Origin of the sequence: Nocardiopsis dassonvillei subsp. dassonvillei DSM 43111 (genome assembly GCF_000092985.1) — a bacterium.
Lineage (GTDB): Bacteria > Actinomycetota > Actinomycetes > Streptosporangiales > Streptosporangiaceae > Nocardiopsis > Nocardiopsis dassonvillei.
Map to the genome: position 1 here is coordinate 2,180,337 of NC_014210.1, position 13,739 is coordinate 2,194,075.

Annotated in this window: 12 protein-coding genes; 8 read left to right on the top strand and 4 right to left on the bottom strand. The window is 74.9% G+C overall.

The features are described from left to right. Positions 1-58 precede the first annotated feature (58 nt). A complete protein-coding gene (locus tag NDAS_RS08845) occupies positions 59-1,270 on the bottom strand; it encodes an MFS transporter (RefSeq protein WP_013152816.1) in 1,212 nt (403 codons plus the stop codon). A gap of 87 nt (positions 1,271-1,357) precedes the next feature. Here NDAS_RS08845 and NDAS_RS08850 point away from each other — a divergent pair, with 87 nt between their 5' ends. Then, positions 1,358-1,585 (top strand): hypothetical protein, encoded by a 228-nt coding sequence (locus tag NDAS_RS08850; protein ID WP_197724881.1) that lies wholly within the window; start codon positions 1,358-1,360, stop codon positions 1,583-1,585. Between the two features lie 78 nt (positions 1,586-1,663). Here NDAS_RS08850 and NDAS_RS08855 read toward each other — a convergent pair whose 3' ends face one another. Together NDAS_RS08855 and NDAS_RS08860 are read right to left on the bottom strand one after the other, a co-directional pair. After that, positions 1,664-2,740 carry a class I mannose-6-phosphate isomerase gene (locus tag NDAS_RS08855; protein ID WP_013152818.1) on the bottom strand — a complete coding sequence of 359 codons (1,077 nt, stop codon included), beginning with the start codon at positions 2,738-2,740 and terminating at the stop codon, positions 1,664-1,666. Continuing rightward, positions 2,737-3,579 carry an SDR family oxidoreductase gene (locus NDAS_RS08860; RefSeq protein WP_013152819.1) on the bottom strand — a complete coding sequence of 281 codons (843 nt, stop codon included), beginning with the start codon at positions 3,577-3,579 and terminating at the stop codon, positions 2,737-2,739. Before NDAS_RS08860 ends, NDAS_RS08855 begins: the two co-directional genes overlap by 4 nt. A gap of 866 nt (positions 3,580-4,445) precedes the next feature. On the opposite strand from NDAS_RS08860, the gene NDAS_RS08865 reads away from it, so the two are divergent. From NDAS_RS08865 to NDAS_RS08875, 3 genes are all read left to right on the top strand, one after another. Continuing rightward, the gene (locus NDAS_RS08865) at positions 4,446-5,006 is read left to right on the top strand and encodes a PadR family transcriptional regulator (RefSeq protein ID WP_013152821.1); all 561 of its coding nucleotides are present in this window, start codon (positions 4,446-4,448) and stop codon (positions 5,004-5,006) included. Then, positions 4,972-5,628: a GyrI-like domain-containing protein gene (locus tag NDAS_RS08870; RefSeq protein WP_013152822.1), complete on the top strand. Its 657-nt coding sequence runs from the start codon at positions 4,972-4,974 to the stop codon at positions 5,626-5,628. Before NDAS_RS08865 ends, NDAS_RS08870 begins: the two co-directional genes overlap by 35 nt. 122 nt (positions 5,629-5,750) lie before the next feature. Then, a complete protein-coding gene (locus NDAS_RS08875) occupies positions 5,751-6,350 on the top strand; it encodes a DUF7691 family protein (RefSeq protein WP_013152823.1) in 600 nt (199 codons plus the stop codon). Between the two features lie 244 nt (positions 6,351-6,594). On the opposite strand, the gene NDAS_RS08880 is transcribed toward NDAS_RS08875, so the two are convergent. Next, complete coding sequence (locus NDAS_RS08880; RefSeq protein WP_086000755.1) at positions 6,595-8,070, bottom strand: MFS transporter; 1,476 nt, start codon at positions 8,068-8,070, stop codon at positions 6,595-6,597. A gap of 337 nt (positions 8,071-8,407) precedes the next feature. On the opposite strand from NDAS_RS08880, the gene NDAS_RS08885 reads away from it, so the two are divergent. The 4 genes from NDAS_RS08885 to NDAS_RS08900 all read left to right on the top strand — a co-directional run bounded on the left by NDAS_RS08885 (position 8,408) and on the right by NDAS_RS08900 (position 13,659). Then, complete coding sequence (locus tag NDAS_RS08885) at positions 8,408-9,061, top strand: TetR/AcrR family transcriptional regulator (protein WP_197724900.1); 654 nt, start codon at positions 8,408-8,410, stop codon at positions 9,059-9,061. A gap of 284 nt (positions 9,062-9,345) precedes the next feature. After that, positions 9,346-9,711, top strand: a complete 366-nt coding sequence (locus NDAS_RS08890) for an ArsR/SmtB family transcription factor (RefSeq protein ID WP_013152826.1) — start codon at positions 9,346-9,348, stop codon at positions 9,709-9,711. Between the two features lie 3 nt (positions 9,712-9,714). Next, positions 9,715-11,883, top strand: a complete 2,169-nt coding sequence (locus tag NDAS_RS08895; RefSeq protein WP_013152827.1) for a heavy metal translocating P-type ATPase — start codon at positions 9,715-9,717, stop codon at positions 11,881-11,883. A 399-nt stretch (positions 11,884-12,282) separates the two neighbouring features. After that, positions 12,283-13,659 (top strand): UDP-N-acetylmuramoyl-tripeptide--D-alanyl-D-alanine ligase, encoded by a 1,377-nt coding sequence (locus NDAS_RS08900; protein ID WP_013152828.1) that lies wholly within the window; start codon positions 12,283-12,285, stop codon positions 13,657-13,659. Positions 13,660-13,739 lie beyond the last annotated feature (80 nt).

The window sequence follows — 13,739 nt, forward strand, 5'->3', positions numbered from 1 at the left end:
CCGGCTGCCGGGGAATCAGCAGGAGGAAACCGGTCGCTCCGGGGCCGGGCCGGTGGCCTCACACTCCGTCGGGCGCGGTCGGCGGGGCCGCGGCGACGCGGGAGCGCGCGTGGTGCGCCGCCGCGAGGGAGGACGCCACCAGCAGGAGCGCGAAGCTGCCGACGAGGGCGGCCCGCAGGCCGAGGAGGGCGAGCAGGCCGCTCACGGCGATGATGCCGAGCGAACTCGCGGTGCGCAGGAGCGCGAACATCTCCGCGCGGCGGTCCGGCGGCGCGAGCCCGTCCAGGGCGAGCGAGTAGAACGTGCCCAGCATCGGCAGGAAGAGCCCGATGACGGCCGCGCCGGCGAGCGTCAGGGAGAGGTGCCCGCCGACCAGGACCAGCCCGGAGCCCGCGGTGGTCGCCGCCAGGAAGGCGACGACCTGCCAGGGGGCGGGCGTGCGGTTGCGCACGCTCACCCAGACCCCGCCCGCGACCGAGCCCGCGCACAGCACGAGGGCGAACAGGAAGGCCCAGCCCGGTTCGAGTCCGAAGGACAGCGCGAAGGAGACCGCTCCGACCTCGACGGCCGCGACAGCCCCCGCGCTCGCGGCCGCGCAGAACAGCCACAGGAACACCGCGGGGGGTACCGGCGTCCGCACGCGGGGAGCCTCTCCGCCCTGCGGCCCGCGGGCCCCGGGTACGCGCGGCATCAGGAGCAGCGGGCCCACGCCCAGCGCGGTGACCGCCGCCATGGCCCAGACGGGCGAGACGGCGCCGAGAACCGAGGCGAGCACGGGGGACAGAGCGAAGCCGACCTCGTTCAGCGTCGCGGCCACGCCCAGCGCGCGGGGGAGCCCGGACGGTTCCACGAGGTGGTTGAGCAGGAGCCGCTGGTAGCCGTACGCGGCGCCGTTGACGGCTCCCGCCGCGGTGACCGCGACCAGGAGCAGCCCGAAGGGGGCCTGCACCGCCGCCAGCACGGTGACGGCGGCGAGCGCGAGCGTTCGGACGGCGATGAGTGCGCGCAGGTAGTGGACGCCGTTGAACCGGCGGCCCAGACGGGACACGGGGACGGCGCCGAGCACCTGCGCGGCCGTCATGGCGAAGACCAGAGCCGCGCCGGACTCGGCCGTGCCGGTGATGGGGAGGGCGAGCAGGGCGAAGGCGATGGGGGCGGCGGCCTGGGGCACGCCGAACATCCCGTACCCGACCTGCCAGCGCACGACGTCGAGCCGGGAGCGCGACGCGCCGGTGTCCCGCCCGGGCGGCCTCGCCTGGGTCCGTGCCATCAGGGCCTCGCATCCTCACGTTCGCACGCGGTGGGGTCGGCCCGGAGCCGAACAGGGCGGACGATGGGCAGCATAGTGCTCACCGATGTGACCGTCGACGGAACCGCTGAGCGAGGACGCGCGGCCGAGCTGGTACGACCCGGGGTGGCCGTCCTCATGGGCAGGCGCATCCGCGTCCGGTCGGGTCCGGCCGGCCCGCGTGTGGGGGAGGCCGGGCCGGCGCGGACCGCGAGCGGTTCGGGGCACACGTTCGAGGCCGCCTCGGACGCGGTCGACTTCCTGTGGGTGGTGACGGTCCCCCGCACCGGCGGCTGACGGGCGGTGCCGCCGTCGCGGTGGGGCCGACCGGGAGGACCGGCCCCCACCGCGACGGTGGGGGCCGGGACGGTCGACTCACAGGCCCTCGCCGAGGAAGGCGACGGCCTCACGGGGGTAACCGGCGGCGGCCAGGGGGGCGACCACGTCGCGGTCCAGGTCGGGCAGGTAGCCGAACAGCACGTCGGCCGGGCCCGCGATCTCCACCTCGCCCAACGCGGCGGGCAGCAGCAGCGTCCGGGCCCGGCCCAGCTCACCACGCCAGTCGCCGCAGCGCACCCGGACGGGCGCCCCGACGTTGGTGAGGACCTGCGCGGTGGCGAACGTGTGGCGCAGGGGCTCGGCGGTGCCCGCGTGCCAGCGTTCGAGCGCGAAGTGCGGTCCGGCGCAGCAGAACACCCGCTCCACGCCGTCGCCGACCCCGATCCTCAGCCCCGGGTGGAAGTCGGGCCTGTGCTCCGGCCGGACCTGGGCCATCAGCGCCTCCAGGTTCGCGCGCCACCGCTCGTCCGGGACCGGTGAGCCGTCCTCCATCTCCCAGCGCATCGCGTGCTGCTGGACGTCGGAGGTCTGCTCGATCTCGTAGACCAGGGTCCGGGGGCCGAAACTGTGCACGGTGCCGCCCGGGACGTAGACCGTCTCGCCGGGCCGCACCGGCAGGCGGCGCAGCACGGCGTCGAAGTCCTGGTCGAGCAGTGCCTGGTGGAGCCGCTCCCCGGTCACCCCGCTCCTGACCCCGCACAGCGCGGTGGCGCCGGGAGGCGCGTCGAGGATGTGCCAGGCCTCGGTCTTGCCGTTGGGCTGTCCCTCCAGCCGCCGGGCGGTGGCGTCGTCGGCGTGCAGGTGCACCGGCAGCGTTCCGGAGGCGTCGATGAACTTGGTCAGCACCGGGAAGACCTCCCCGGACCAGTCCTCGCCCACCAACCCCTCCGGCCACCGCGCGACGAGCTCGCGCAGGGACCGGCCCGCGAGGGGCCCGTCGAGTACCGTGCTGCCGTTCCCGTCGACGTCGCTGACCTCCCAGGTCTCCGCGACCGCCCAGTCGGGCAGCCCCTCCCGGCCCAGGTGGCGGGCGATGGCGTGGCCGCCGAACACCAGCTGTCGGGCCGGGGCGCTCACCCTCAGCGGGTACCAGTCCACGGCCGCCCCCGTCACAGGACCGGTTTGCCGCCGGTGACCGCGATGCGGGCGCCGGAGACGTAACTGGACTCGTCCGACGCCAGCATCACGTACACCGGAGCCAGCTCCGACGGCTGCCCGGCGCGGCCCATCGGCACCTGGGAGCCGAAGCCCTCCACCTGCTCGGGCGGCATGGTCGAGGGGATCAGCGGGGTCCAGATCGGCCCCGGCGCCACGGAGTTGGCCCGGATGCCCCTGGGCGCCAGCATCTGGGCCAGCGTGGCGGCCATGTTGGCGATGCCCGCCTTGGTGGCGTTGTAGGGCAGCAGGGTGGGCGGCGGGGAGTCGGAGTTGACCGACGTGCTCGCGATGATCGAGGAGCCGGGCCGCATGTGCGGCACGGCGGCCTTGGCGAGGTGGAAGAACGCGCTGAGGTTGGTGGCCAGGGTGTGGTCCCACTCCTCGTCGGGGATCTCCTCCAGCGTCTCGTGGGTCATCTGGAAGGCGGCGTTGCTGACCAGGACGTCCACCCGGCCGAACTCCTCCACCGCCTTCGCGACGAGGGCCCGGCACCGGGCCGGGTCCGCCAGGTCGCCGGGGAACAGGACGGCCCTGCGGCCCGCCTCGCGCACCCAGCGCTCGGTCTCCCGCGCGTCGTCGTGCTCGTCCAGGTAAGCGATGAGCACGTCGGCGCCCTCGCGGGCGAAGGCGATGGCCACCGCCCGTCCGATGCCGCTGTCGGCGCCGGTGATGACGGCCGCCTTCCCTTCGAGCCGCCCCGACCCCCGGTAGGACTCCTCGCCGTGGTCGGGTCTGGGGTCCATGGCGTCGGTGCGACCGGGCGGGGTCTGCTGCTGTGACGGCGGCTGGGGCACGAGGTCCTCCCGTAGACGAAGTCACCACAAGGCTACGTTCCGTGCGCGCCGGTGGCGGGGAGGGGCGCGGCGCTCCCGGTGAAAACCGGGCCCCGCGCGTGGGTGCCTCCCCGCGGCCTGGGTCCCGAACCGCAGCGGCGCCGGATCGAACGCCCCCGCCCGGATCGTCGCGGAACTCCCCGCGGCACGCTTGGGCGGCGCGTCCACGGACGTGGCCACCGGTCAGCGCACGTCCTGGGACCGGCCTCCGGGACCGGACTGTCGCCGCGGGTCCGGATGTCCTAGGGTGTGTGGTCCGTTCCGTGAACGCCGTACGAGGAGGTGGTCGTGATGGGGATGTTGACCTAGCCGCCCGCCCGGAGGGTCCGGGAGAGGGCGGCGGGTTCCGGAAGGAACGAGATGTCCCGTACGGACAAGACCAAACCGCTGTGGGTGCGCCAGCGCGAACACGGAGCGGTGGCGCTGCACGACCACAGCCACGGACCCTGCGACCTGCCGCCGGAGCCGACGCGTGCGACGCCCGACACGCGGTGCCGGTGGGCGCACCCCCATTCGGTCCCGATGGGCCACGGATGCTGTTCCGGGTGCCAAAAGCGCGGATGCACCGCGGAGTGGCAGCAGTACGTCAAAGCCGGCAACCGCAGGCGCCGCCACGCTGACCGTCTTCTGACGCACCTCTGGGTGCGCGAGGCGAACAGCCGCTGAGGGGGCTCTTCCGCGTCCCTCCGCGCGGGTGCGCCCGTTGCGCGGAGGGCGCGGTCCCGTCCCCACCCGGCGGTCCCCGGCGGCCGGAGGGCCGCCAGGCGTCCCGCGGAGAGGAGAACTCTTCGGAGGGGGCTTCTCCGGCGTTCTATCCTAGTACTAGAATGCGGCGTGTGGAGCTGACACCCGCCGAACTCACCGTCCTGGGCCTGGTCATCGAGCGTCCCCGGCACGGCTACGACCTGGAACAGGCCATCGAGCTGCGCGGCGTCCGCCAGTGGACGGACATCGGCTTCTCCTCGATCTACTACCTGCTCGCCAAACTGGAGAAGCGGGGCCTGGTCCACGTCCCGCAGGCCCCCGCCGCCGCGAAGTCGCGCCGGGTGTTCCACGCCACCGACACCGGAAGGCGGGCGGCGCGCGACGGCGCGCTCGACCTCATCCGACAGCCGCGGCCGGTGGCGCACCCGCTACTGGTAGGCGTCGCCAACCTGCCCCTGCTCTCCGAACGCGAGTACGCCGAGGCGCTGCGCGACCGGCTGGCCGGGGTGTGCGAGCGCATCGCCGCGGTCCGGGAGGCCGAGCGGGCGCAGGCGCCCTCCGCGCTCGCGGCGCGCGAGGTGTTCTCGTACTCACTGAGCCTCCTGGAGGCGGAAAGGTCGTGGCTCGCCAGCCGAGTCCAGGCGCCTGATGACGGACAAGACCGACTTCAAGAAAACCCTTGACGCCTACCGGGCGCGACGGGGCCGGTTCCGGATCACGCACGTGCCGGACCTGAGCTACCTCATGGTCGACGGCCACGGTGACCCCAACACCTCACCGGCCTTCACCGAGGCGGTCGAGGCGCTCTACCCGGTGGCCTACAAGCTCAAGTTCGCCAGTAAGCGCGACCTCGGCCGCGACTACGTGGTCATGCCCCTGGAGGGCCTGTGGTGGGCCGAGGACATGGACGCCTTCACGGCGGCGCGCGACAAGTCGCGGTGGGACTGGACGATGATGATCATGGTCCCGGACTGGACCGACCAGGACATGTTCGCCGCCGCCGTGGAGCAGGTCGCCGCGAAGAACAGGCCCGCGCGCCTGGACGACGTCCGCCTGGAGACGCTGTCCGAGGGCCTCTGCGTGCAGACGCTGCACGTCGGCTCCTTCGACGACGAGGCCGACGTTCTCCGGCGGATGCACCACGAGTTCGTCCCCGACAACGGGCTGCGCATGGTCGGCAGGCACCACGAGATCTACCTCAGCGACTTCCGCAGGGCCGCGCCGGACAAGCTGCGCACCATCCTGCGGCAGCCGGTCGCCGCCGTCTCCGGGAGCGGGGCCGGGCCCGCCGCCTCGGACGGGTGAGCGGCGCCGCCCGCCCCGGGTGTCCGGGGCGGCCCGCCGCCGCGTTCCGGGGACCCCCTCCTCCCGGTCGGGGCGGGTCCCGTGCGCGTCCCGTTGTCCTCGGCGGCCGATAGTGTCCCGCCATGAGTTACGCGCTGACGACCTACGTGGTCGACCTCGACGTCCTGCACGGCTCCGTCGGGTCGAGGGACGACAAGCTGCGCCGCATGATCGGCGGCCGGTTCAGGCAGCACCTGGCCCACTTCGACTCCCAGTTCGGCCACGTCGCCGACGCGGGCGGCCCCACCATCCGCGACGCGATCCGCGCGGTCATCGAGGGAGGGCCCTTCGACGACCGGCACGGCACCATGTACGGCTACGCCTACAAGTGGATCTGCGAGTTCCACGGCCGCGCCCTGTTCAACAACGACTTCTCCCCGATGAGGTACGGGTGGCTGGAGACGGTCGACGCGGGCCTGAACGCACTGGGCGTGACCGCGGTCGGCGTCGAGGAGTTCAGTTTCGGCGGCGCCCCCTCGCCGATCCCGGCGCCCGAAGAGTTGCCGGGCTACGGCGAGTGGAGCCTCACCGAGTGCCAGAAGGCCCTCGAACAGTGGGAGGCCGCCACCGACGAGGGACGGGCCGCACTCGACCCCGCCGTCCTGAGCGCCGCCGAGTCCTGCATGGACTGGTGCCGGACCGCCGCCGCGGCGGGAAGGGGCGTGGCCGGTTTCTTCAGCTGACCGGCGGCCGGGCCCGTCCCCGGCGGGGGTTCCCACGGGGCCGCGCCCCACACCGGGACCGGCCCCGTCGGCGCGGGGACGGTACGAGCGGGTGGCCCGGAGCGCTCTGCCGTGCGCCCGCGAACACGACCACTCCCTCCACCGGCCAGGAGCACCGCCGCCGCGGTGCCGCCCCCGGAGCGGGCGGACGGGGCGCACCGGATCCCGTAATCCGGGGGAGTCCGCGGACGCCTGGCGCTCGGCTTCAGCGGAGCCCGCTCGGGTGCTCCCGCGCCTGGTCGCGTCCGGTCCCTTCGTCCTCCGAGGGGTCCGCGCGCTGGTCGGGGGCCGCGGGCGGGGGTTCGGGCCGGTCGAGGTCGGCCGGCCTGCCCCGCCCGGGCAGGAAGGCGGCGACGGCGAAGGCGGCGAGCGCGGCGAGGGCGCCCAGGCCCAGGAGCAGGGTGAAGGCCTCCCGGGCGGGGAGGACCTCCGCGCCCGCGGTCATGGTCACGTTGGCGATGACCACGCCCGCGACGGCGCTGGCCACGGAGGTGCCGATGGAGCGCATCAGGGTGTTGAGGCTGTTGGCCGCCGCCGTCTCGGTCCGGGGCACGGCCGCCATGACCAGGGCGGGCATGGCCCCGTAGGCCAGGCCCACGCCCGCGCCGATGACGGTGGAGGCGATCACGAGCTGCCAGAGGGCGGACATGGACACCAGGCTCAGGCCGTAGCCGAGCGCGACCAGCAGTGCGCCGACCATCAGGGTCGTCTTGGGACCCCTCGCCCGGGAGATACGCGCCGAGACCGGGGACATCGCCATCATCACCAGCCCGTTGGGCGCCATCACCAGACCCGCGACCAGGATCGTCTGTCCGAAGCCGTAGCCGGTGACCTCGGGCATCTGGAGCAGCTGCGGGACGACCAGGGACATGGCGAACATGGAGAAGCCGAACACCAGGGACGCGGTGTTGGTGAGCAGGACCTGGCGCCGCGCGCTGACGCGCAGATCGACCAGCGGGTGCGGCGTACGCAGCTCCCACCAGCCCCACACCAGGAGCACCGCGACCGCGACCGCGAGCATGGCGGCGGGGACACCGCTGCCCCAGCCCCAGTCCGAGCCCTTGGAGACCGCGAGCAGCAGCAGGAGCAGCGCCACGGACAGGCCCGCCGACCCGGGCAGGTCGAACCTGCCGCCCGCGCGCACCCCGGACGCGGGGACCAGGGCGCGCACCAGCACGGCGGCCCCGGTCGCGAGCCCGGCGGCGACCCAGAACAGCACGTGCCAGTCCGCCTCCTGCACCACGAGCGCGGCGGCGGGCAGCCCGAGCGCGCCGCCCACCCCGAGCGAGGCGCTCATCAGCGCGGTCGCCCCGCCGAGCCGTTCGGGGGGCAGCACGTCGCGCATGATGCTGATGCCCAGGGGGATGACCCCGGCCGCCAGGCCCTGGAGGGCGCGGCCGACGACCATCGGCACCAGGCTGTGGGCCAGGGCGCACAGCACCGAGCCGGCCACGAGGACGGCGAGGCTGAACAGCAGCATGCGGCGCTTGCCGTACATGTCGCCCAGGCGGCCGACCGTCGGGGTGGCGACCGCGGCCGCGAGCAGCGTGGCGGTGATCGCCCACGCGGTGTCCCCGGGCGTGGCGCCCAGCAGGTCGGGCAGGACGGGCACGAGCGGGATGACCAGGGTCTGCATGAGCGAGACGACGATCCCGCCGAAGGCCAGGACGGCGACGATCACGTTCGGCCGTAGGGGAGGAGCGGCGTCACCGGGCGCTGTCGCTCCGCCAGGGGCATGGGTCATGGAGTGGGTCCCCGTTTCCGGACGTACGAAAGCGCCCACTTTTAAGTCAGGCGCATGACTTACGCTAACAGCACGTACCCCGACGGCGCCCGCTGTCGGGCGCGGAGGTGAGGAGGGACACAGTGGGCGGATCGTTCGGCGGCGTCCGCGTTCCGGCGGGGAGCGCCCGTGCCGGACGCGCACGGTGTCGGGGGCGGGGCCGGATCCCGGAGCGGCCGGAGCCGGTGGGCGGCCGGATTCCGGGATCGGTACGGTGGTCCCTGTGAACGGCAGGGTGACGAGGTCGGACCGGGTCGCCGCGACGCGGGAGGCGATTCTGGCGGCGGCGGAGCGGCTCTTCGCCGAGCACGGACTGGCCGGTGTCTCCAACCGGCAGATCAGCCAGGAGGCGGGGCAGGGGAACAACACCGCGGTCAGCTACCACTTCGGCTCCAGGGAGGGGCTGATCCGCGCGATCGTGCGCAGGCACAACGACCAGATCGAGGAGCTGCGTCTGCGCATGGTGCTGAGGTTCGACGGGTCCGACCGGGTGAGGGACTGGATCGCCTGCATGGTGGAACCCCTGGCCCAGCACCTCGCCGACCTGGGCACACCCAGTTGGTACGGGAGGTTCAGCGCCCAGGCCGTCAGCGACCCCGCCTACCGTGCGACCGTGGCCGGCGAGGCCCTCAACTCCCCCTCCCTGGTCCGGGTGGGGGAGGAACTGCTCAGGTGCCTTCCCGACCTGCCGACCGAGGTCCGCGGGGAACGCCGGGACATGGCACGCCATCTCATGGTGCACATGATCGCCGAGCGCGAGCGCGCCCTGGCCGAGGGGGCCGATACCCCCAGGGAGTCCTGGCACCGGGCCGCCGTCGGGCTGACCGACGCCCTCACCGGCCTCTGGCTCGCCCCCGTCACCGGGTCCGGGGCGCGGGCCGGCGAGTAGACGCGTCCGTCCACCGCGGGGGACCGGGCGGAGTGCGGGCGGCGGGAGCCCTGACGGCCCGGCGCTCGCCCGGCGGTTCGGCGCCACCGGCGTCGTCGAAGGGCGCCGCGCGACCAAGGTGCTGCTCACCCTCTGACCCGTGCGCTCCCCGTTCCGGGCGCCGTACCCCGTCCCGCGCGAGGGGCCCGCTTCGGCGCGGGGAGCCCCGTCGTGGGCAGGGGCGCGCCGGATCGGACCGGGGTCTCACATTGACCCAACATATCAACGAGCGTTAGTTTGTTGGTATGTCCTCCGACTCCTGTGAACTCCTCTGCCTCGATCTGCCCCAGGCCGAGGCGGTCCGCGCCCGCGTGCCCGCCGACGATGACGTCCGGCTCGCCGCCGACCGGGCCCGGGCCCTGGCCGACCCCACCCGGCTGCGCATCGCCCGCGCGCTGGCGGTCGGCGACGAACTGTGCGTGTGCGACCTGGCCTGGGTCTGCTCCGCCTCGCAGAACCTCGTCTCCCACCACGTGCGCCAACTGCGCACCGCCGGTCTGGCCGCCTCCCGGCGCGAGGGCAAGCTCGTCATGTACCGCCTCACCGACGCGGGTCACACCCTGCTGGCCCTGCTGCTGCCCGACCCCGAACCGGCTGTGGGAGAGGGCTGAACCGTGTCCGACCTGTGCTGCGGCGGCGACGGGGCGCCCGAGCCCCGCCGGGGCCGCCCGACGCCGAACCTGACACCCGCGCCCGCGTCCCGGGCCCCCGCCTCGGTCACCTGCTCCTGCTGCTCGGGCGGCGACGCCCGCGGGCGCCCCCGCCCGGTCACCGCCGACAGTGCCTCCGACGGCGGTCACGCCGGTGCCGGTGAGACTGCCGACGCCGACGGCTGCGGCGACCCCACCTGCGGCGCCGGCGCCCCGGAACCGGAGGAGAACCCGGGCGCGTGGTGGAACTCGGCCACCGTCCGGTGGGCGGGCCTGGCCGGTGTCCTGTGGCTGTCCGGACTGGTCGGCGAGTGGCTCGCGCCGGTGCCGGTCCTGGCGACCGTGCTGTTCGCGGGGGCGATCGCGGCGGGCGGGTGGACCTTCGTCCCCGGCACCCTGCGCGCCCTGGTCCGTGGAAGGCTGGGTGTGGGCACGCTGATGACCGTGGCCATGGCCGGAGCCGTCCTGCTCGGCGAGGTGGGCGAGGCCGCGATGCTCGCCTTCCTGTTCTCCCTGGCCGAGGCCCTGGAGGACCACGCCGTGGCCCGCACCCGCCACGGCCTGCGCGCCCTGCTCGACCTGGTCCCGCCCCGGGCCACCGTGCTGCGCGAGGGCCGCGAGACCACCGTGGACCCCGCCGAACTCGACGTCGGGGACCTGCTCCTGGTCCGGCCCGGCGAGCGCATCGCCACCGACGGCGTCGTCCGCGCGGGCCGCTCCACCGTGGACACTTCCACCGTCACCGGTGAGTCCGTCCCCGTCGAGGCCGTCGAGGGGACCGGGGTGTTCGCCGGGACCGTCAACGGCGGCGGCGCCCTGGAGGTCGAGGCCAGCGCCCGGGTGGCCGACAACTCCCTGTCCCGCGTCGTGCACATCGTCGAACGCGAGCAGGCGCGCAGGGGCGCCGCCCAGCGCCTGGCCGCCCGGATCGCCCGACCCCTGGTGCCCGGCATCCTCGTCGCCGCGGCCCTGATCGCCGTCGCCGGTTCCCTGTTCGGCGACCCGGGGGTGTGGGTCGAGCGCGCCCTGGTGGTGCTGGTGGCCGCCTCCCCGTGCGCCTTCGCCATCGCCGTCCCCGTCACCGTGGTCGCCGCGATCGGCTCGGCGAGCCGGTCGGGCGTGCTGGTCAAGGGCGGGGCCGCCCTGGAGTCCTTCGGAACGGTGCGCGTGGTCGCCCTGGACAAGACCGGCACCCTCACCCGCAACGCGCCCGCCGTGGTGGCCGTCGCACCCGCGCACGGGCGCACCCGCGAGGAGGTCCTGGCCCTGGCCGCCGCGCTGGAGGCGCGCAGCGAACACCCGCTGGCCGCCGCGATCCTGGCCTCCCACCCCGACCCCGCACCCGCCCGGGACGTGGCGGCGGTGGCCGGAAACGGCCTGACCGGCACCTCGGCCGACGGCACGCCCCTGCGGCTCGGCCGGCCCGGCTACATCGACCCCGGGCCGCTGGCGCCGGAGGTGGCCCGACTCCAGGAACAGGGCGCCACCACCGTCCTGGTCGAGGCCGACGGCCGCCTGGTCGGCGCCGTCGCGATCCGCGACGAGCTGCGCGGCGAGGCCGCCGAGGCGGTCGCCGCCCTGCACCGCATGGGCGTGCGCACCGTGATGCTCACCGGCGACAACGAGCGCACCGCCCGCGCCCTGGCGGCGCGGGTCGGCATTGACGAGGTCCACGCCGACCTGCGTCCCGAGGACAAGTCGGCCCTGGTCAGCGCTCTGCGCCGCCACGGGCCGGTGGCGATGGTCGGCGACGGCGTCAACGACGCCCCCGCCCTGGCCACCGCCGACACCGGGGTGGCCATGGGCGCGATGGGCACTGACGTCGCGATCGAGACCGCCGACGTCGCCCTCATGGGCGAGGACCTGCGGGCGCTGCCCCGGGCCCTGGCCCACGCCCGCCGGGCCCGGCGGATCATGCTCCAGAGCCTGCTGTTGTCGGGGGCGATCCTGCTGGTCCTCATCCCGCTGTCGGCGTTCGGGGTGCTGGGTCTGGCGGCGGTCATCCTCACCCACGAGCTGGCCGAGGTCCTGGTCATCGCCAACGGAGTGCGCGCCGGGCGCCGCGCTCCGGTCACTGTCTCCCCTTCCGCCTCCTCGGACGCGGACGCCGCGCGGACACCGGAGCACACGTGAGCGCCGCCGTCACACCGGTCCCCTGCCGCCCACCCTCCTGGCGGTGCTGCTGCCCGTCGCGCCCTGCGCGGTGTCGCTGTCGGCGGTGGCATCGGCGAGCCGGTCTGTGGCATCGGTGAGCCGGTCTGTGGGGTCATGGACCCCGCAGGCGGCACGGGCGACCCCGTGTAGGCGCCGCCACGACGCCCCGTTCCCGCCCGCGCGGCGGGAGCGGGGCGTTCGCGTGCGCGGCGCGTTCCCGCGAGAGGAGGCGGACCGGCGCGTACGGGCCTGACCGACAAGGCGGGCCGAGTCCCGGGTCCGTGTGGACCGGAGGCCGCGCCTTGCCCCGAAATCACGGTCTCGCCCGGCCTTCCTCGGTACGGTCGAACCCTCACGCCGAGCGCATCCGGAGGTCACGTGCAGCCCTTGTCCCTCGCCCAGATCGCTACCGCCACCGGCGGCCGGGTCACCGACGCCGATCCCGCGACCCAGGTGACCGGGGTCGCCTTCGACTCCCGCGAGGCGATCCCCGGTGACCTGTTCGTCGCACTGCCCGGACAGGGCCGCGACGGACACGACTTCGCCCCGTCCGCCGTCGAGGCCGGGGCGGTCGCGGTGCTCGCCGCCCGCCCGCTCGGCCTGCCCGCCGTGGTGGTCGAGGACCCCCTCGCCGCGCTGGGCGCCTGGGCCCGCGCCCACGTCGAGGCGCTGGCGGACCTGGACGTGATCGCGGTGACCGGTTCCTCCGGCAAGACCTCCACCAAGGACCTCATCGCCCAGGTCCTCGACCGCGCCGGAGCCACCGTCTTCACGCAGGGGTCGTTCAACAACGAGATCGGCCTCCCGCTCACCGCCCTGGAGGCCACCGCCGACACTCGCCACCTGGTGGTGGAGATGGGCGCACGCGGGCAGGGGCACATCGCCTACCTCACCGGTATCACCCCGCCCCGGATCGGGGCGGTGCTCAACGTCGGCACCGCGCACGCCGGGGAGTTCGGCGGCCCGGACATGACCGCGAGGGCCAAGGGCGAACTGGTCGAGGCGCTGCCCGCCGCGGCCGAGGGCGGCGTGGCCGTGCTCAACGCCGACGATCCGCGGGTGGCCGCGATGTCCGCGCGCACGAAGGCCGAGGTGGTCACCTTCGGGGTGGAGCGCGCCGCGGACGTGTACGCCACCGGCGTCGCCCTCGACGGGCGGGGCAGGGCCTCGTTCACCCTGCACACCCCGGCCGGGCAGGCCCCGGTCCGCCTTCAGGTGGTGGGGGAGCACCAGGTGCCCAACGCGCTCGCCGCCGCCGCGGTGGCCGGGGCGGCGGGGATGGACGTCGAACAGATCGGCGGGGCCCTCACCGCGGCGGTGCCGGTGTCGGAGGGGCGGATGCGCGTCACCGAACGCCCCGACGGGGTGACGGTGGTCGACGACGCCTACAACGCCAACACCGACTCCACGAGCGCGGCGCTGCGCGCGCTGGCGCACCTGGGCCGTGAGAGCGGCGGACGCACGATCGCCCTGCTGGGGGAGATGCGCGAACTCGGGGACGGCTCGGAGCGGGAGCACCGCAGGGTCGGCGCGCTCGCCGCGTCGCTGGGCGTCGACGTGCTGGTCGCGGTGGGCCGGGCGGAGGCGCACGCGCTCGCGGACGAGTACGGGCCCGGCGGTCAGGTGGTCGCGGACAGGGACGCGGCCGGGGAGTGGCTGGAACGGTACGGCCTCCGGGCCGGGGACGTGGTGCTCGTCAAGGGCGCCAACGCCCTGAAACTGGGGGAACTCGCGGACGCGCTCGCGGCCCGGTAGGCGACCGGGGCCGGGCGGGGCCGCCACGCCGCCCCGCCCGGTGGGGCGCCCGTGGCCGCCGACCCGTCGGCGGAGGAGCG